The sequence below is a fragment of the Methylobacillus sp. genome (assembly GCF_036844465.1).
In the GTDB taxonomy this organism is placed as follows: domain Bacteria; phylum Pseudomonadota; class Gammaproteobacteria; order Burkholderiales; family Methylophilaceae; genus Methylobacillus.
Genome location: NZ_DAIUFW010000004.1, coordinates 120765 through 139879, shown reverse-complemented (window position 1 = coordinate 139879; position 19115 = coordinate 120765). Strand labels below are relative to the sequence as shown.

Annotated in this window: 18 protein-coding genes; 6 read left to right on the top strand and 12 right to left on the bottom strand. The window is 58.2% G+C overall.

Annotated features, from left to right (window positions below):
- Positions 1-4 precede the first annotated feature (4 nt).
- Positions 5-913 (bottom strand): LysR family transcriptional regulator, encoded by a 909-nt coding sequence (locus V7Z75_RS07110; protein WP_334107935.1) that lies wholly within the window; start codon positions 911-913, stop codon positions 5-7.
- 179 nt (positions 914-1092) lie between these two features.
- On the opposite strand from V7Z75_RS07110, the gene V7Z75_RS07105 reads away from it, so the two are divergent.
- The 3 genes from V7Z75_RS07105 to V7Z75_RS07095 are packed head-to-tail and all read left to right on the top strand — an operon-like array spanning position 1093 to position 4862.
- Positions 1093-1554 carry a (2Fe-2S)-binding protein gene (locus V7Z75_RS07105; RefSeq protein ID WP_334107934.1) on the top strand — a complete coding sequence of 154 codons (462 nt, stop codon included), beginning with the start codon at positions 1093-1095 and terminating at the stop codon, positions 1552-1554.
- Positions 1551-3854, top strand: coding sequence for a xanthine dehydrogenase family protein molybdopterin-binding subunit (locus V7Z75_RS07100; protein WP_334107933.1), 2304 nt, complete (start codon positions 1551-1553; stop codon positions 3852-3854). The genes V7Z75_RS07105 and V7Z75_RS07100 overlap by 4 nt, the downstream gene beginning before the upstream one ends.
- A gap of 3 nt (positions 3855-3857) precedes the next feature.
- Positions 3858-4862, top strand: a complete 1005-nt coding sequence (locus V7Z75_RS07095) for an XdhC family protein (RefSeq protein WP_334107932.1) — start codon at positions 3858-3860, stop codon at positions 4860-4862.
- A gap of 527 nt (positions 4863-5389) precedes the next feature.
- Here V7Z75_RS07095 and V7Z75_RS07090 read toward each other — a convergent pair.
- From V7Z75_RS07090 to V7Z75_RS07075, 4 genes are all read right to left on the bottom strand, one after another.
- On the bottom strand, positions 5390-5866 hold the full coding sequence (locus V7Z75_RS07090) for a type II toxin-antitoxin system RelE/ParE family toxin (protein ID WP_334107931.1): 477 nt from the start codon (positions 5864-5866) through the stop codon (positions 5390-5392).
- A 271-nt stretch (positions 5867-6137) separates the two neighbouring features.
- Complete coding sequence (locus V7Z75_RS07085; RefSeq protein ID WP_334107930.1) at positions 6138-6734, bottom strand: nucleotidyltransferase family protein; 597 nt, start codon at positions 6732-6734, stop codon at positions 6138-6140.
- Positions 6735-6737: 3 nt separating this feature from the next.
- Positions 6738-7172 carry an NUDIX hydrolase gene (locus tag V7Z75_RS07080; RefSeq protein ID WP_334107929.1) on the bottom strand — a complete coding sequence of 145 codons (435 nt, stop codon included), beginning with the start codon at positions 7170-7172 and terminating at the stop codon, positions 6738-6740.
- A gap of 49 nt (positions 7173-7221) precedes the next feature.
- Positions 7222-7761, bottom strand: a complete 540-nt coding sequence (locus V7Z75_RS07075) for a ProQ/FinO family protein (protein WP_334107928.1) — start codon at positions 7759-7761, stop codon at positions 7222-7224.
- A 168-nt stretch (positions 7762-7929) separates the two neighbouring features.
- On the opposite strand from V7Z75_RS07075, the gene V7Z75_RS07070 reads away from it, so the two are divergent.
- Complete coding sequence (locus V7Z75_RS07070) at positions 7930-8286, top strand: ArsR/SmtB family transcription factor (RefSeq protein WP_334107927.1); 357 nt, start codon at positions 7930-7932, stop codon at positions 8284-8286.
- Positions 8287-8318: 32 nt separating this feature from the next.
- Positions 8319-8672: a hypothetical protein gene (locus V7Z75_RS07065; RefSeq protein WP_334107926.1), complete on the top strand. Its 354-nt coding sequence runs from the start codon at positions 8319-8321 to the stop codon at positions 8670-8672.
- A gap of 257 nt (positions 8673-8929) precedes the next feature.
- Here V7Z75_RS07065 and V7Z75_RS07060 read toward each other — a convergent pair whose 3' ends face one another.
- From V7Z75_RS07060 to V7Z75_RS07025, 7 genes are all read right to left on the bottom strand, one after another.
- Complete coding sequence (locus V7Z75_RS07060; protein ID WP_334107925.1) at positions 8930-9751, bottom strand: mechanosensitive ion channel family protein; 822 nt, start codon at positions 9749-9751, stop codon at positions 8930-8932.
- A 48-nt stretch (positions 9752-9799) separates the two neighbouring features.
- Entirely contained in the window at positions 9800-11752 is a 1953-nt protein-coding gene (locus tag V7Z75_RS07055; protein ID WP_334107924.1) for an alpha-amylase family glycosyl hydrolase, read from the bottom strand.
- A gap of 40 nt (positions 11753-11792) precedes the next feature.
- The gene (locus tag V7Z75_RS07050) at positions 11793-13967 is read right to left on the bottom strand and encodes an HAD-IIB family hydrolase (protein WP_334107923.1); all 2175 of its coding nucleotides are present in this window, start codon (positions 13965-13967) and stop codon (positions 11793-11795) included.
- Positions 13964-14902 (bottom strand): carbohydrate kinase family protein, encoded by a 939-nt coding sequence (locus V7Z75_RS07045; protein ID WP_334107922.1) that lies wholly within the window; start codon positions 14900-14902, stop codon positions 13964-13966. Before V7Z75_RS07045 ends, V7Z75_RS07050 begins: the two co-directional genes overlap by 4 nt.
- Before the next feature lie 418 nt (positions 14903-15320).
- Entirely contained in the window at positions 15321-16055 is a 735-nt protein-coding gene (locus V7Z75_RS07040; protein WP_334107921.1) for a dienelactone hydrolase family protein, read from the bottom strand.
- Between the two features lie 136 nt (positions 16056-16191).
- The gene (locus V7Z75_RS07030; RefSeq protein ID WP_442919893.1) at positions 16192-16599 is read right to left on the bottom strand and encodes a PsiF family protein; all 408 of its coding nucleotides are present in this window, start codon (positions 16597-16599) and stop codon (positions 16192-16194) included.
- Between the two features lie 184 nt (positions 16600-16783).
- The gene (locus V7Z75_RS07025; RefSeq protein ID WP_334107920.1) at positions 16784-18655 is read right to left on the bottom strand and encodes a sulfatase-like hydrolase/transferase; all 1872 of its coding nucleotides are present in this window, start codon (positions 18653-18655) and stop codon (positions 16784-16786) included.
- Between the two features lie 207 nt (positions 18656-18862).
- Here V7Z75_RS07025 and V7Z75_RS07020 point away from each other — a divergent pair, with 207 nt between their 5' ends.
- Positions 18863-19108: a hypothetical protein gene (locus V7Z75_RS07020; protein WP_334107919.1), complete on the top strand. Its 246-nt coding sequence runs from the start codon at positions 18863-18865 to the stop codon at positions 19106-19108.
- Positions 19109-19115: the final 7 nt, after the last annotated feature.

The window sequence follows — 19115 nt, the reverse complement described above, 5'->3', positions numbered from 1 at the left end:
GGCGTTATATCAGCATCAAATCCGGGTCGGTAAGCGTCCGGGCAATCTCATCATAAACGATACGGATGCGCTCAGGCACCGGGCCGCGCCGCGGACGATAGACATATACATTCCATGAAGGTGCAACAAACTCATCCAGGACGGTAACCAGCTTTCCGCTTCGCAGATAAGGAGTGATGAAGGTAGAGCCCAGATGGGCGAATCCCAAGCCGTCCAATGCAAGCTGCATCTCCACGGCAGAGTCGTCTGTAATGAAGCTGGGGTTCCTTGGCGCCAATTGCTGTCCGTCGGCAAAAAACCAGGGCCAATTTTTACCGCTGCTTTTGTCCACCAGCGCGATGGTAGGCATCTCATGCAGATCCTGCAGGCTGTGAGGTTTCCCAACCCGCGCAATCAGCTCCGGCGTGCCTACTACCCAGAATGACACCTTGGCCAGGGATCGCGCCACGAAGCTGCTGTCACGCAGAAAACCCACCCGCACGCCGATATCAATTTGTTGCTCCACTACATCGCTATGCGTATCCGACAGGCGCAGGTCTATCGTAATTTGCGGATATTCCCGGGAAATCCGGCTGAGGATAGGCAGCAGGAAATGCCGTCCAATCACCACGGGCGCGGTGATGCGCACCACGCCGCCAATATCGTGCTCATGCTGCTTGCCTGCGGTGAGAAACAGCTCATCCACGCTGATAATCGCCTCGCGCGCGCGCAAGGCCAACTGCTCCCCGAATTCCGTAATGCGGATCTGCCGCGTATTGCGGTAGAACAACGGCTCGCCTAGCAGCTGCTCCAGCTCTTTCACCGCGCGCGTGACGGCCTGCGGCGAGATGCTGAGCCGAGCGGCGGCCTCCTTGAAGCTGGCAGCTTCGGCAGTGGCGCAGAAGATGCGCATCATTTCCAATCGGTTGAGCATGACGATTCCAGGTAAATGACGATCACTTATTATTCCATAAAATGAAATTCTAAAATGATTATATTTCCATTTATAGAGTAGGGTGATTCCCGCATACTATTTGTATCTTATTGAAAATAAACGATATATATTAAAATATATAACGCATCACCAGTATTCTGGGAAAGAAAGGAAGCAGGATGGTAACGCTGGAAATCAACGGCAAAACCCGACAGCTCGATGTGCCAAATGACATGCCCTTGCTCTGGGCGATCCGCGACGTGGCGCAATTGACTGGCACCAAATTCGGCTGTGGCATGGCATTGTGTGGCGCTTGCACGGTGCACCTGGACAACGAGCCGGTACGGGCTTGCGTCACCCCCGTCTCCGCAGCGGTGGGCAAGAAGATCACTACCATCGAGGCGGTCGGCGAGGACAAGGTCGGACAGTCCGTGCAGAAGGCCTGGCTGGAGCTGGGCGTGGCCCAGTGCGGCTATTGCCAGGCTGGGCAAGTGATGTCAGCCACCGCGCTGCTGCGCGCCACTCCCAACCCGACAGACGATGAAATCGACGAAGCCATGAGCGGCAATATCTGCCGTTGCGGCACCTATCCCCGCATTCGTGCTGCGATCAAACTGGCCGCCAAGGGAGTCGCAAAATGAATGACATCGTGAAGGATTTGCCTGATCTCGCCCGCCGCAATCTGCTCAAGGGCATGGGCTTGGTGACCGGCCTGGCGCTGACCATCGGCGTCAACGGGCTGGTGCGGGCTGCCGCCGTGGAAGAGCCCAAGAAATACGGCGGTGACGCCATGCCGGGCGGCCTCAAGGAAGACGTGCTGGTGTTCGTCTCCATCGGTACCGATGGCATCGTCAACATTGTCGCGCACCGCTCTGAAATGGGCCAGGGCGTGCGCACCAGCCTGCCGCTGGTGATCGCGGATGAAATGGAGGCCGACTGGGCGCGCGTGAACGTGGTGCAGGCGGAAGGCAACGAAGCCAGGTACGGCAACCAGAATACCGACGGTTCGCGCAGCATGCGCCACCACTTCGATCCCATGCGTCGCATCGGCGCCACGGCCCGCATGATGCTGGAAGCGGCAGCGGCTGCCCAATGGGGTGTGCCGGTCGGTGAAGTGCAGGCGAGGCAGCACCAGGTGATACACAAGCCCAGTGGCAAGACGCTGGGCTACGGCGAGCTGGCTGCCGCTGCAGCCAGGATGCCCGTCCCTGCACGCGATAAACTCAGGCTCAAGACGCCTGCTGAATTCCGTTACATCGGCAAGCAGAGTACCCGCAATGTGGACGGACGGAAGATCGTCACGGGCAACACCCATTACGGTATCGACACTCAATTAAAAGGCATGCTGTATGCTGTGATCGCTAGGCCGCCCGTGTTCGGCGGCAAGGTGAAAACCTTCGATGCTAGCGCCGCTCTCAAGGTGCCGGGGGTGGTCAAGGTGCTGGAGCTGAAGAGCAGCAGCCTGCCGCCAGTTTTCCATCCGCTGGGCGGGGTTGCAGTCCTTGCCAGCAACACCTGGGCGGCGATCAAGGGTCGCGAAGCGCTCAAGATTACCTGGGACCTGGGCGAGAACGCTGCTTATGATTCGCAAGCCTACCGCAAGACCCTGGAAAATGCCGCGCGCAAACCGGCAAAAGCCGTGCGTAATACCGGTGATGCGGCAGGCGTACTGGCGAAAGCCAAGCAGAAATTCTCCGCCGAGTATTACCAGCCGCACATCGCCCACGCCACCATGGAGCCGCCCGCTGCCACGGCGCAGATCGTCAACGGCAAGTGCGAGGCCTGGGCCTGCGTGCAGGATCCGCAAGCCACGCTGGATGCCGTGGCCACCCATCTTGGGTTCAAGCCTGCCAATGTCAAAATCAACGTCACCCTGCTCGGCGGCGGTTTCGGCCGCAAGTCCAAGCCGGATTTCGTCGTGGAAGCTGCCCTGCTCTCCCAGTCCTTGAACGGCAAGCCGGTCAAGGTTACCTGGACGCGCGAGGACGACCTGCACCACGACTATTTCCATACCGTTTCCCTGGAGCGTATCGAAGCGGCGCTGGATGCCAAGGGTATGCCTAACGCCTGGCTGCACCGCACCACAGCACCTACCATCGCTTCTACTTTCGTCGCCAATGCCAAAGGTGGCGCACCGTTCGAGCTCGGCATGGGCGCGGTGAACCTGCCGTTCAACATTCCCAACATGCGTGTTGAAAGTCCGGAAGTTGCGGCGCACACCCGTATCGGCTGGTTTCGTTCCGTCGCCAACATTCCCCATGCCTTCGCGGTACAATCGTTTGTGGCCGAGTTGGCCCACAATGCCAAACGCGATCATCGCGACTACCTGCTTGATTTGTTAGGTCCGGCACGTAAGGTCAACCCGGACAGTATTGATGACAGCTGGAACTATGGCGAATCGCCGGAACGCTACCCGCTCGATGTGGGCCGCATGCGACACGTGGTCGAGCTGGCTACGCAAAAGGCAGGATGGGGGCGCAAACTACCCAAGGGACATGGTCTGGGTCTGGCGTATTGCTATAATTTCGTCACCTATATCGCCACGGTGGTGGAAGTGGCGGTCGACGACAATGGCGAGATCAGCATCCCGCGCGTGGACATCGCGGTGGACTGCGGCCCGCAGATCAATCCCGACCGTATCCGCTCACAGGCCGAAGGCGCATGCATCATGGGCGCCAGCCTCGCCTTGACGGGCGAGATCAGCTTCAAGAACGGCGTAGCGCAGCAGAGCAACTTCCATGAATACCAGGTCATGCGCATAGAAGAAGCGCCACGCGACATCCGCGTCCACATGGTCGAGCACACGCTGGATGTGCCGCTGGGTGGCATGGGAGAGCCAGTTACGCCTACCATCGCCCCGGCCATCTGCAATGCCATTTTCGCCGCAACCGGCCAGCGCATCCGCACCCTGCCCGTGCGCGGCCAATTAAAGAAAGCATAAGCCATGCATGCGCCTGAGCAGCAAGTGTTGGAGCATGCCATTGCCTGGCTGCAGGCCGGACACCGCGTGCATCTATGCAATGTGGTGAAAACCTGGGGCTCGTCGCCGCGCTTGCCCGGCGCCATGCTCGCCGTGCGCGAGGATGGTCAACTGCTTGGCTCCGTGTCCGGCGGCTGTATAGAAGACGACCTGATCGAACGGGCGCGCGAAGGCCGCCTGCCGGCAGTCAATGGCCTGCTGGAATACGGCGTGAGCCGCGACGAGGCCCAGCGCTACGGCATCCCCTGCGGTGGGCAATTGCAGATATTCGTCGAACAGGTGCAGGCTGCCACCCAACTACTGCCGGTGTTGGAAAGCCTGCAACAGCGCAAGCTGCTGCGCCGCTCCGTGCGGTTGGGCAGCGGCGAGGCCGTGCTCGGCGAGGCCATGCCAGGTGCGGTCGCCAGTCTTGAAGACGGCTGGTTTCACCACTATTTCGGCCCGCAGTGGCGTCTGCTCATCATCGGCGCCAACCAGCTCGGGGCCATGCTCGCCAGCATGGCCCAAGCGCTGGAATTCCACGTCCTGCTCTGCGACCCGCGCGAGGAAATCCGCGCCCAGTGGCAGGTGGAAGGCGTGCAATGGTGTGACGGCATGCCAGACGACGTCGTGCTGGAAACCGCTGCGGACAGCTATACCGCCATCGTCGCCGTTACCCACGATCCCAAGCTGGACGACATGGCCCTGCTGGAAGCGCTGCGCTCGGAGGCGTTCTACGTTGGCGCGCTGGGTTCCCGACTCAATCAGGAAAAGCGTCGCGAGCGCCTGCGCATGTTCGACCTGAACGAAGAAGAAATCAGCCGACTGCACGGCCCGGTGGGCTTGCAGATCGGTAGCCGCACGCCTGCGGAAATCGCAGTTTCCATCCTGGCGGAAATCATCCAGATCCGCTCTCAGCAGCGGGATGCAGCGCGTACCAGCAAGTCGATCGCGCATGCGTTGTCGGCGGGAGGCGTTTGCGCGAGTTGAAGTCGAGGCACCTTGAGCGTTTGTCATGCCGGATTGTCACGTTCAGCATCGTAAGTCGTAATGACTTACCAGCGCTCGTGAAGTTGAATTGGATTTAGATCCTTGGATCAGCGATGGTCTTAACCCTTATTGCAAGCCATTGAGCGGTTGCCTTTCGCTTGCCAGCGAGTCACTTTCATTTGCTTCGCCAAATAAAAGTAACCAAAGCAAAGGCGACCCCGGAGTCAGCGCCGGGAGCTGTGCTTCCGGTACCCTGCGTTGCTCAATCTGTCTGGGCGCTTGCTGAACTCGTTGCACTCGAACAGACGCAAGCGCTTTATCCAGACAGATTTGCGCTACTCGGCGCAGCCAGACGGGGAATTCAAAGTCAAACCCACACTTGGCATCGCTGCGCTCGCCCTTGGGATTGGAGCAAGGGCAATGAGGGTTTGAAATGGCAGTGAAAATACTCTGCTTTTCAAACCATGTTGTCGGTCATCCTGATTTCCAACTATCACACCCTGTAGACGGTCTGAGATACGCATGACCTATCTCTTATCGGTACTCTGCGGAGGCCATTGTCTGGCTGCATGCAACACTCGCAGCACACGTACTGATTTTCCAACCACGTCATAGATCAAGATGTAATTTTGATGCGCAACCAGTTCGAGCGTGCCGGTCACGCGGCCACGACGGCCAAGGTGTGGATGATCGGCAAGTTGTCCGGCCTTTTCTTCAAACAGTTCATCAAGGGCCAAGGCGGCCATTAGATTATCGGCCTCGATGTAATCATAGATCGCGCTTCGCGGTCCTGAATGGCTTCCGGCGTCCAGTACAGTGCCATCATTCGGATGATTCAAGCTGCTGGCGCGTGGCAGCGCGGCGGGCGGCGAATTTTTGGCTTCCACATCGGCTGCCGGTACCAGACGGCCAGCATTGGCCGAATCCAAACCGGCCTGCACTTGGCTGCGAAACCAGGCGTCATGTTCGGCTGTTGCCTGTTGTTGCTGTACAAACTCGTACATGAAGTCGCGCAGAGGCTACGCGCCGGTGCGGTCATGGACTTTCGCAGCCGTAGCAAATTCGTTTTTCAGGGCTTCATCGACGCGGAAGGTAAAAGTGGCTTCACTCATGGTGCTATCCTCATGTATTGCATGGTAAGTGCATGGTAGCGCGTCGTGGTTTACGCTGAAACCGGTATGGAGTATCTATCCAGGAGTGCTTCGCTGAGTTTTATTGGTCGTTTTTCGCAGGGGATAGATCGGGAATAATTGATGGAGGTTTGTAATCTTTTCCCTATTCATCCGGCAGATAGCGTTGCAATTGTTCCCAAGTATCAATGTCCTGCAGGATGCCGGGGTCGTCGCATTCCAGCAGTTCCATTTCCTCGACATGGCGGCGCAGCACGGAGCGGGCGCCTTCGTCGCCGGTCAAGGTGGCGAGGGCGGGATAGAAGCGTTTGTTGAAGCCAACCGGGTGGCCGCGCATACCTTGGTAGATTGGCGCGACGATGGAGGCGTTTGCCGAGAGCCGTTCGGCGATAGTGGTAATGGTGTGCGGGAGGATAAAAGGCATGTCGGCCAAGGCTACGACGATGGCATCGGGCGGCGTTTGGCTGAACACCAGATGGCGTATTGCAGCGGACAGACTATCTGCCATTTCCTGTTGCTCGGGCTGGCAAGCCAGTAATTCCAGCCCGGCGGCCGATAGGCGTTCAGCCAGCTCCGGGGTTTCCGGGCGTACTACGGCCAGGCTATGTGGCAGCGCTGCGACGAGGTTGCGGGCGGCAATCAGGGCGGTGGGGAGGCCGTCCTGCAGGGGGTACAGCAGTTTGTTGCCGTGGCTGAAGCGGCGGGAGTGACCGGCGGCGAGCAGGATGCCTGCGATGCGCATGGCCTAGCCCAGAGTCTCCGAAGCCGCCAAGGCAAAGCCCATGCCGGCGACCCTGGCAACGTCCTGGCTCAGCAATAGGTCCGGAGCATGCAGTTTCGGCAAGGTGAACCATTGTGCTTCGAGCGCGTCGTCGCCTGCCTCCGGGGAACCTGAAATCCAGCGGCACAAGACGGCGATGAGGATGAAATGCGGCGTGGCGGGAGTGGCTGGCGCCTGGGAGAACGCATCCAGCGCAGTGATAATTTGCAAAGCCTCGCCCCGGACGCCGGTTTCCTCGAACAGTTCCCGCACGGCGGCTGCCTGCAGGCTTTCGCCACGGTTGATCTTGCCGCCGGGAAAGCCCCAGTAACCGGCATCGGGAGGATTGGCGCGCTTGACCAGCAGTACCTGCTGGTCGCAGATGACGACGGCGATTGCGGCAGGGACGGGATAAGTCATGGTACGGAGATCGTCATGCCCTGGGAGGCCATCCTGCCGCTGCTGCGGTTCAGGCCGAAGGGTCGTCGGGCGCTGCCGCGTCGGCGGGTAGCGTGGGGTCTGTCGCCTGGACAGCTTGTTGGGCTTCCGTCCCAGCGCCTGCTTCAGCCTTGGGTTTGCGCGGCTGGCGGCGGCGCGCTTCGAGCGACCGGGCTTGCGCCGCGTCGCGCGCGCTCACCTCGCCTGCCGTGTTGCCTTCGAGGTCGATGCGCGGCGCGCCTTCAACGATACTGGCCCAATAGCGTGTGCCGCGGCACCAAGTTTTCACGGCTTCCGTGATCGCCGCTTCCTCCAGGCCGATCTCGCCGGCTTTGCCCAGCAGTTCCTTGTGGATGCCGATCTTGAGCGGCAGCTTGGGCGCGGGGTTCTTGGGGAATGCCTTGGGAAAAAGCCTTTGCAGCTTGCCGATGGTCAGCACCACGGGATCAACCGGGTTTTCCTGCTGTCTGCGCGGCGCGGACTTGGGCTTTGCCTGCGGCTGTGCGGGGCGCTCCGTCTTGGCCTTGGCTGCCAGTTGTTTTTTCAGATCTGCGAGTTGTTCGAAGCCCATGATGGTATGCGGAAATGACAAAAACGGGATTCTACTACCGAACGCTGGTAATTCATAAGATGCATGCCGCGATTCGTTCATCATCATATCGGCAATTGCGTGATAACGATTGCTTGACGCGGGGTGATAAATCATTCCATAATTCAATGGAATATTGGAGTGATGAACATGATGGAACATCCAGACGCTTCATGCAGCCACAATGGCGAGGTATTGGATTGCACGCCGGTGGATGCAAAGCAGCTCGACGTGGCGGCCGCCATGTGCCATGCGCTGAGCGACCCCGCTCGCCTGCGGCTGCTGCTCTGGCTTGTCCAACGTGAAATGTGCGTATCGGAACTGGTTGCCTTGGAGCAAGGCAAGGTCAGCAGCATTTCGGCACGGCTGCAAATGCTGCATGCTGCCGATCTTGTGACCAGGAGGCGGGATGCGAAGCATATTTTCTATGCGCTCGCAGATGAGCATGTGCATCGCTTGCTGCGCAATATTCTTGATCATGCGGCCGAGGCAGTCGTCGGCCGTTAACGCGTTGCTTTTTAATACAGAAGGAGTTTGATATGTCCACCTGCAAACATCCCCACCATAATGACCACGCGCACCAGCATGGCCCGGACTGTGGCCATACCGCCATTTTGCATGAAGGGCATGTCGATTATCTGCATGACGGGCATTTGCACCATCCGCACGGAGACCATGTGGATGAGCACGTGATTGCCGTCTCCGCAACCAATCCCGACGCCTGCACGCCGACCCACACTTGCGCAGGACATGCACCAGACCACGTCCATGGTCCGGGATGCGGTCATCAGGCGGTGCCGCATGGCGACCATGTGGATTATCTGGTGGACGGACATTTGCACCATCCGCACGGTAGCCATTGCGATGACCACGGCCCGGTGAAATTGGCTTAGAGCGGCCAACACATACTCCTGGCATTGTTGCTCTGCCTTGCCGCATGACTTGTACTGTCTGCGGCAAAGCACCTGGCCAGGAGCGTTTCGCTGAGTTTTTAGCGGCTTTTAATGCTCTTATCCTTGAGTTTCCGTTTACCGGACGGCTCAAACGCCGATCGGTGAAACACCAGCGGCTTGCCGCTGCCGATATTGCCGCGCTCTGCGTGCCTGGCTTCATGAAGCCAGGCACGCAGTTGCAGTGCTCCGGCAAACGGTCAACTGGCTTCTTGCACCGGCGTATCCAGTGCCTGTTTCAGGCGGTAAACAAATTCGCGTCGCACGCGGCCTTGTTCCTGCGGCTTGACTTGGAACCTGGCCCGCAGCACGGCGGTTTCGTGGTCCATCTGGTCTACCCCGGCAATTTCCAGCTCATTTTCTATCTTGTGTTGATAGATATCGTCTGCCCGTAACTCCTGGCCGATCCTGCGCATGGTTTGCAGGATATGGTTCAGGTCGCTGGCGATGGCGACCTTGATGTCGATCACGGCGTAGACGAAATCGCGGCTCATATTGCTCACGGTGGTGATGACACCGTTGGGGATGAAGTGAACGGTGCCTTCGTAATCGCGCAGGCGGATATGGCGCAGTGTGACCTCTTCCACCGTACCGTTCTTGCCAGCCGCCTCCACGGAATCTCCCTGGCGAATCTGGTTTTCCAGCAGCATGACCAGGCCGTTGAAATAGTCCTTGACCAGGCTTTGAGCGCCGAAGCCGACGGCAAGGCCGACTACGCCAGCTGCGGCGAGGATGGGAGCGATGGAGATACCTAGCTCAGATAGCACCTCGATCACGGCAATGATGCCGATCACGGTGGTGACGATGTAGCTGATGACGCGTCCCAGGGTTTCGATGCGTTTGAGTTCTTCAAGGTTTCGCTGCGCATGTTGCCGCAACCTGCTCTTGAGCAGGCGGATTGCGTTGTTGCTGAGCCGGATCAGGATAATGGCGGCGATGATGATGAGCAGGATGCGCAGCCCCGATTGAATGAGGTGGATGATGGGTTCGGAGATACCGAATGAGGCGAGAAATGTTTGCATAGGTACCCTTTCCTGTCAGTTGAAAAAATAGAGGCTGGAGCAAGTTCGTTAGAGTTGCAGCCAGTAAAAACTCAATGGTGGGATATCGATATGCCCCGCGCTGGTGGGAACAGGCTGCCCGGAATAGAGATCCTTCAGTGCGTGACTCCCCGCTAGGTTGATTGGCTCCAGCTCGTTCAGATTAAGCGCCTGCGGCGCGGTGTCGAAATTGGCGATAGCAAGCACGCGTGAAGAGGTCGGCTCCGGCGTGAAGCGCAGGAAGCTGAACAGGTGCGGGTTGCTGGTTTCCAGGATTTCGCGGTTATTGAGGTCGGCGAAGGCCGAAATCTGGCTGCGGGTGGCGAGAATGCGCTTGATGGCATGGAAGATGCGGTATTCGACCATGCCGGGTTGGTGGCGGCGTTCAGCCTTGCTCCAATCCAGGGTTGGGCGATGCACCCAGCGGGTGTCTTGATGCTTGAGCTCATCGGAGAGGTAGGTATTGTCGTTGAGCGTGCCGATGGCATCGCCGTAATACAGCAAGGGAATGCCGCCGAAAGAGGCGATCATGCCGTGCAGCAGGATGATGGTGTTCACGCTGGTATCAATGGCTTGCGCGTCCTGGTGGAACAGCGCGGACTCCAGCCCGGCCAGCGAGGCAAGCGAGCCCGAGATGCGGGCGTCGCCGGTCTTTGGGTTGACGCCGAAGGCGACGCCTGTTGCCGGGGAGCCGGGGAATTTTCCGGTGTAGTAATCCACTAGGAAGCGGCGGTGCGACTTGGGGTCATAGCCGGCGGCGTGGATATCGTTATCGTCGAACCCGAGCCCGATGTCGTCGTGGCAGCGGATATAGTTGAGCCAGGTGGCGCCGTTCAGTTTGGTGGGCAGGCTGCGCAGGCCGTGGTTGAGCAGCACGGTCTTCTTGGTGGCGATGGCATCCCAAAGCAGGGCCATGAAAGTGGCGTTATAGGCAATGTCGCATTCCTTCGCGTTTACCGCGTCCTCGCCGAAATACTTGATGATCTCCAGCGGTGCCACGATCGCTTCGGCAATGAATAGCGTGCCGGGCGCGGTGACTTGGCAGCAGTCCTTCATGAGCTGCAGGATCAAGTGGGCTTCGCGCTCGTTCTGGCATGAGCTGCCGATCTTTTTCCATAAAAAGGCCACGGCGTCGAGCCGCACGACGTCCGCGCCGTGGTTGGCCCAGAACAGGATGATGTCTATCATCTCGGTGAACACGGCGGGATTCCGGTAATTAAGGTCCCATTGGAAAGTATTGAAGACGGTCATGACCCAGCGCCCCATTTCCTCGTTCCAGGTAAAGTTGCCGGGGGCTGTTTCGGGGAAGACCTCGGGCATGGTCTGTTCGAACAGGTCGGGAATCTGGCGGTCGGGATAGGTATAGTAATAGTCCTGGTATTCCTTGTTGCCTTGCTTGGCCTGCTGAGCCCACTCGTGTTCGTCCGAGGTGTGGTTGACGACCACGTCCAGCACCAGCAGCATGTCGCGGCGGCGCATGTCGGCGCTCAATGCATCCAGGTCAGCCAGCGTGCCGTATTTTTCGTCTATCTTGCGGAAGTCGCGCACGGCATAGCCGCCGTCGTTGCGGCCCTTGGGGCCGTCGAGCAAAGGCATGATGTGAACCAGGTTGATGCCCATATCCTGTAAATACTCCAGCTTCCCGTGCATACCCTGCAGGTTCCCTGCATATTCCCGGCAGTACAGCGTATAGCCCGCCATTTTCTGGCTGAGGAACCAGCCATGATTTTTCTCGCGCTCGAGGTCGCTTTGGCGAAATTCTTCAGGGCGGAGCACGTAGTGCCTGGCCATGACTTCCACCAGCCGCTGCAATTGCTGCCTGAAATCGTGGCGCTCGCCGTACAGTTGCTGGAACAGGGAGTGGATGGCGTAGAAATTGGCGCCCAGGCGGATATAGAAATGCTTGAGGTTCTCGCAATCGATCTTGGGATCGAGATCGATCAGGATATCGTTCAGTAACGAATGGGAAACTTGTTCATACATGCCGGTTCACTTTCCTTGCTGATGATGCGGTGTTGTCTCGCTATTCCTGCGGCGCGGCGGACTTGATCTGGTCGAAGCGGTAGTGCGCGATGCCTTCCAGGATGCCTGCGGCATAGTGCGCCTGTGCAAAGTAGATTTGCTCCATGCCGCGTAGCGGCTCCAGCTCCGGGCTGTGGTTGCCGACCACTACGCCCAGCGTGTCGCCGACCAGCATTTCGTGGTCGTTGCCGGAATCCCCTGCCACGAGAAAATTCCGTAACGGGAATCCCCATTTATAGGCTAGGTAGCGGATGGCGTGTCCTTTGGAAGCACGGATGGGCAGTAGATCGAGGAATTCGTTGTGGGAGTAAATCAGCTGGGCGTAGAGCTGCTGCTCGCGCAGGTAGCGGTTGATATCTTCCAGCGGCGGCATCTGGTCGGGATCGACAATGTAGCTGAGCTTGAACTCCCGCTGGTTTTCCGCGGACTGCAAGGTAAGGCCGGGTAGGGATTGCATGAGCTGTTCCAGTGCGTCCCGGCGCCATTTGTGGCGGATATGGTTGGCCCAGCCGGAATCGGGGATGCGGCGGATGCCATAATGAATTTCACTGCCTACCGAGGTGATCCAGACTTCCGGCGCAGGCACTTGCCATTGCTTGAGGATTTCCACTGCGCTATCGATGGTGCGGCCGGTGGCGATACCGAAAGCCAGTTTTCCCTTGTGTTCCTTGAGCCAGCCGACCAGTTGGCGCAACGCGCGCTTGTCGCCGATCAGGGTATTGTCGATATCGCTGATGAGGGCGGAAGCGACCATGGGCATGTAGGATTCGCCGGTGTCCAGCTTGATGACCAACTGTCGCCGCCAGCGCTTGCGGTCGCGCCGCAGCACCTGGCGCACCTGCTTCATGTAGGCGTTGACGTGGGCGGGCCAGTTGTAATGGCGGTTGATGCCGTTCAGCCCGTTCTTGGCCCAGTTGCGCCAGCGCTTGCGATCTGAGAGGACTGTTTGCAGCACCTGGGCGATCACATCGCTTTCCAGAGTATTGGCCAACAAGCCGCTGCGGCAGTTGCGCACAATATCGCGCGGTCCGCCATCGTCGGGCGCGACGAAGGGCAGGCCGCTGGCGGCCGCTTCGATCAGGGTCAGCCCGAACGGTTCGGTCAGCGCCGCATTGACGAATACCCCGCGCCGGCGGGCCGCCAGGCGGTACAGCTCGGGAATATCGTCCTGGGAGATATGCTTGGGGATGGCGACCTTGCCCCAGAGATCATAACGGTCGATATCCAGCAGCAGTTCCTGCATGACCTGCTGCTGGGATTCCTCCAGGGTGCGGATATCCTCGCGCATGCCTGCCACGATCAGCAGGTTGGCCTGCTGCTGCAGGTCTGGGTTTTTGCCGAATGCTGCCACCAGGCCCTTGAGGTTTTTGCGCATTTCAGGGCGGCAGATGCTGAGGATGAGCGGCTTGTCGGGGTCAGAAAAGAAGCGGTCTATGTTTTGCTGCAGGACGGAGGACATTTTCCTGCGCCCAGGTGGGGAAAAGCGCGTGGTGTCGGTACCTGGGGGGATGACGCGGAAGCGCTGGTGGTCGAAGTGGTGGTACATGCTGTATTGCTCATCGATCTCTTGCTGAGTGCTGGTGATGATCAGTGAGGCGTGCTCCAGCACAGCTTCTTCAGCCGCGATGCGGTGTTCAAAATTGAATTGGCGCTCTATCGCCGTGGCCTTGCGTCCTGACGCAAGCAAGCGCTCACGTTTTGGGTGGCCGAGGGAGTGCCCGGTATGCACTTGCGGGATGCCCAGCAGCAGCGAAAGCTGCTTGCCCACATAGCCCGCGTCTGCGTAATGGGTATGCAGCAAATCCGGCAGGCGGCCGCCTTGCTGGCGCAGGAAATGTAAACATTGGTCCACCATCTGGTCAAGGTGCGGCCACAGCAACTCCTTGCGCAGGTAGCGCCTGGGGCCGCATGGCAGGCGGATGATGCGAGCCTGATGGCCGAGCGGTTCTTCTGGCAGGTTGTAGTCGTCAGACAGTTTGTCGTCGTCGATTTTGCGCGTAAGCAGGTCGACTTTTTCCACCAGCGAATGCTTGCCCAGCGCGCGCGCCAGTTCCACGGCATAGGTGATCTGCCCGCCGGTATCGGCATCGCGCCCCAGTTCCAGGTCGTGGGAGCGGATCAGCCCGTGCAGGCTGATCATCAGGATATAGATTGGCCGTTCGCTGGGATTGCTCATGCCAGTGTCCATTCCCGCTTGAAAGGGGCATAAAACGTCGTATCGCTGGGTGCCGCACCACGTACTCTGCACAGGGCGGCGGCGAACTGGTTGGCGCGGGACAGGGTTAGTTCTATGGGCCATTCCTTGAGGAAGCCGAGAATGAAAGCTGCGGCGAAAGCGTCCCCTGCCCCTACGGTGTCGACGAACACTTGGGGCGGCTTGGCACCCTGCACAGCACTGACACGCCCGTTGTTCTCCATGAGCCAGGCACCCTGTTCGCCTTCGGTCACCAGCAGCATATCCAGGTTGAAGCGCTTGATCAGGGCGGCGGCATGCTCCTGCGGCGTGTGACCGGGCAGGCGCAGCATGGTGACCAGAGTGGCAAGCTCTTCGTTGTTGAGCTTGACGATATCCGCGCGCAGCAGCGAACGGCGCACGGTGTGCTTGTCAAACCACGGCTCGCGCAGGTTGATATCCAGAAAGCGCGGGCTGGTGCCATAGTTGAGAAAATTGTCCACTGCCAGGCGCGATTCCATATTGCGCTGCGCCAGCGTGCCGAAATACACCAGCGCTGGCTTGGTGGCCATGGTCACCATGTGGGTGACGCCGGCATTGATGTAGTCGTAGGCCTGGGACGGCAGGATCTCGAATTTGTGCCCTTGCTCGCCCAAATGTACCTTGACCTGCCCAGTCGGGTGGTTAGGGTCGACCTGCACGCCGCTGGTATCCATCTCTAGCCGCTGCATGGTATCCAATAATTCGCGCCCGAGGTCATCCTGGCCGATGCGCGTGATCATGACAGGGCGCAGGCCAAATGCCTGAAGATGACGGGCGACGTTGAACGGCGCGCCGCCCAGCACGCCGCCGTCGGGAAAGATATCGGCCAGCACCTCGCCGAAAATGGCAACCGCAAGGCGGTTGTGAGACTTCAAGTCATATTGAGGGAGTGCCACTGTTGCTCCTTTATTTTTCTTCAGGAACACAAGGCACCTCCAATAGTCGTCAGCTCAGTGCCATCGGGCCAAGGGAATTTGCTTTAGTCGATGCTTATTTTCTCTCAAACAGCCGCGCAAGTGTCTTGCCCTTGCGGCGGTGATTGTCTGCATGGCATTCCCGGTGCTGGCTGGGTGACTTATGAACAGGCCCGGAGATGGTGTGGATTACTCTTCGCGGGCCAGAGTAGGTGCCGTTGCGTTCATTGTGTTGCTGGTTATGTGCATCAAGTTGGATGGCATTCTTGATGCGAGGTTCAAAAATTGATGCGGTTGGCTGTGTGCTGCATCTTGTAACAGGGGTCTGCGCCAGTGTTAGGCGCTGGTCGCGGCAGGGTGAAAAAACCCGCAGTTGCCTGCGGTTCTATCGTGTGCTGGTTTATAGTGTGTTGCTGAACAACTGCAAGGCCAATTGGTAGCCGATGGCGGCCAGTTGCGGGTCGTAGCGCTCGCCTTCGTCGCGCATGAAGGCGTGTTGGCCGTTGAATTCATGCCAGGTGAAGCTGAGGTTGGCGTCGGTTAGTTGCTGGTAGATCTGCTGGCGGCCTGCAGTCGGGATGTGGTTGTCCTGTTTGCCCCAGATCATGAGCAGTTCGCCCTTGATGTCGGAGAGGCGCTCCATGCTGTGCTGGCCAGGCTTGTTGGGGATGACTTGGGTATGCAGGTCGGTAGCATAGAAGCAGGCGGTAGCCTTGATCTCTGGTTGCAAGGCGGCGCGGAACGCGAGATGGCCGCCGATGCAGAAGCCTGCGGCGCCGATGTTGCCATTGCACCAGGGTTGTTGTTGCACCCATTCGATCATCGCGCGGTTGTCGCTGTCGTAGCCTTGCACATCCTTGGCGGATTTGTCGGCATTGCCCTTATCGCGGCCCGCGTCATCATAAGCGAGCACAGTGCCGATCTGGTTGAGCTCGTGGAAAACTTCCGGTACCAGAACGGCGTAGCCGTGGCCCGCCAGGAAGCGCGCGGCGCGTTCGATCGGACCGGTTTGCTGGAAAATTTCGGAGTAGAACAAGATGACCGGGAAACGGCCTTCGCCCGTGGGACGATGCACATAAGTGCGCATGGGGCCAGTTGGGGTGTTAAGGTCAACGATATGGCTTTGGATCAGCATGATGGGGCTCCTCCCGGGAAGTGATAGTGATAATCATGGATGGCCCTATTTTAGCGCGTTGGAGCCGATCCAGTCAGGGAAAATCCCAAGAAGCCAGCCTGGAACAGGCTGGCTGGGGGTGCAAAAGGCTGTGACTTTAGTTGCCGGAGAGGCAACTCTTCATGAAATCCTTACGGGCGTCACCAGTCAGATTTTTCTGCCCAGCCTCCGCGTTGCAGGTTTTCATTTTCTGTTGCTGGGTATTGCCGCTGGCTTCGGGAGTGCCGGACAGGCAATTTTTCATGAATGCCTTGCGCTCATCGCCCTTGAGGTTTTTCTCGCCTGCTGAAGCATTACATGATTTCATGCGCTCCTGCTGGGTATTGGCTGGTGTGGCGGCGGTGGCAGAGAGGCAGCTTTTCATGAAGTCCTTGCGGGCATCGCCGCTCAGGTTCTTGGTAGCGGCTTCTGCGTTGCAGGTTTTCATTTTTTCCTGCTGCGGTGTGGCCTGGGCGGTGCCGATAAAGAGGCAGGAAAGCAGTAAGGCACTGATCAGCGTTTTCATCGAGAAAATCTCCTGAGTGGGTTAAGTTGGTTCTGACCGGGAATGGGCCTGCTTATCTTATTCCAATATGTCCCGAAAAGCGTGGCCCACGTATTTACCGCTAACAATTGTTGACCAAGAGGCATGTGGCAATGACCAGAGCATGCGCAGGCGCAATGTTCTGGCATAAGGTGATATGGCCAGCCTAGGATTTCTTGTCCAGAAAGCGCGTCAGATCCTGCATGATTTTCAGCATGATGCCAGCCTGGCGTTTTTGCGCTTCCGCTTGGGCTGCAGGATTCAGCGGCTCGTCATTGGCGCTGCTGATCTTGCTCTTGGCATAGCCGCTGATATTCATGGAGAGCTTGATGTCATGATCCATGTAGGCGATGCGGCTCCAGTCCGACATATAGAGATACTCCCTCTCCGGACCATGCAGCAGGTCGCTGCCCATCGCATAGTCGGTGGCCGGGTTCTGCACGCCGAGATAAGGCATGAGGGTGGGAATGACGTCCATGTGGCTGGTGAGCTTGTCGTGCACCTTGGCCGTTGTACCAGGTATCCACAACACCAGCGGAGTACGCACCTGTTCATCCACAAAAGTGGAGTTGTGGCCCCAATAGCCGCGCTCCATGAACTCCTCGCCATGGTCACCTGCCAGGATGACGATGGTGTTATCCAGTAACTGATGTTTTTCCAGGTAATCGAGAATGCGGCCAAACTGGCTGTCGAGATGGTGCACTGCATTGATGTAGCGGTTCTTGATCTGCCCCATGTCGTTCTTCAGGGCCTCACGGCTCAGGGTGGCGTAATTGATGTCGTCCTTGTACGGGCGGCGGATGACGCTTTCTTCCGGGAAGTAATAGCGCGCGTGCGGCGATTCGAAGAACAGGAAGCCGAAGAATGGCTTGGTTTGGTCATGCGTGTCGATGAAACGCAGCAGATCGCTGACGTTCTGCCTGTCGTTCACCCAGCCGGGTTGGCCATTTTTTTGCAGGGCCTGCATGCGGTCAGCAGGCACATGGCTGAAAATGGTGCGGTCGAACTCGGGGTAGCTAAACAGGGCGCTGGTATACAGGCTGATGTCGTAACCCTGTTCTTGCAGCACGTCGATGATGGCGGCCCCGCGGTGATCGCGCAGGAAGGGAAACCAATAGTTACCGGGCAGGCCCGTGAACATGCTGAAGACGCCCATGCGGGTGCCGTTGCCGCCGCTGTAGTTGCGGGTGAAATTTTGGGCTTGTTGTGCAAATTTCCAGGTGCGTGGCATGACATCGGGATTGAGCATGTCGGCCCGCCAGGATTCAGCAATCAACCAGACAATGTTGTAGGGTTTGGCAGGCTCTTGCACAGATAATGGCTGCAAGGGGTAATTCAGCCGTCCATCAATGCGCAGCTTGGGGCGCTCGGCGATATGCATGCCCAGTTTCTTGAACAGGCTTTTGGCGGTCACGGTCTGGAAGAACGGTATTTGCTCAGCTATTTCTGTGGTGGCTGTTTTGCCAGTGGCATCATGCGCGGCATAGCCCAGATGGATGCCTATGGTTAGCACCAGCAACGCGAGCCAGCCCCATTTCAAGCTGCATGAGGATTGCTCCTTGCGTCGACCGACGAAGCGGATGGCGAGGAATAACAGGATAGCCTGCAAGGCAAGAAAGCCCAGCGCAATCAATGCAAAGCCTATGCTGGATTCTGTGCTGCCTCCCAATGATTCTATGCCACCAGGTGTGGTGACCAGGTTGATGATGAAGCCATTGATGAAGGTGCCATACAGGGCATAGAGCTTGGCATTGGCATACAGTAACAAGGTAGTGAGGCCGCTGGAGACAACTGCTGTGATGTAGGTTGGCCAGGCGCGCTGGCTGCTCAGCCGGTAGGTCAGCCAGGTCAACAGGGCGCTGGGCAGGAGATAATAGGCGCTGTAGCAAAGCCAACTTGCCAATACAAAGATAAAACCAATCGCGCCGCTTTGCCAGGCTTGTTGCAGCTTGATGCTGTCGGAAGCAAGTAAGGCAATGGGTAAGTAGCTGAGCAGGTAGAAATAGATCAGGCCGTTGGAAATCTTGGGGTTGCGCATTGAGGATGTCGGAATGATAAAAAGGTTCGGCATTCTAGCAATTGTGGTGTCAACTGGGTAGGTTATTGATAAAAGGCAGAAAACTAGATGTCAGCCATCATTTCTCTTGGTGGCTGCAATGGCAAATAGCCTGGGAATATTGCAGGTATTGGGCTGAGTTTTCTGCAAAATGTGCATTCATTCACATGATTGGGCAAGGATAGCGAAATGGAGCAGCGATTACTGCGGGCGGTTGAATTGGCATTGCAGGGAGATTGGGATGGCGCGCATGAGATTGCCCAGGCGTCCAATGACCCGGTTGCGCACTGGATACATGCGGTGCTGCACAAGATTGAAGGTGATGAATGGAATAGCCGGTATTGGTATCGGCGCGCTGCGCATGAATATGAAGACTATGCCGACTCACAGGAGGAGCTGCGGGCGATTGCCGCCACATTGAAAGGCGGGAGCTGAGGGCCCC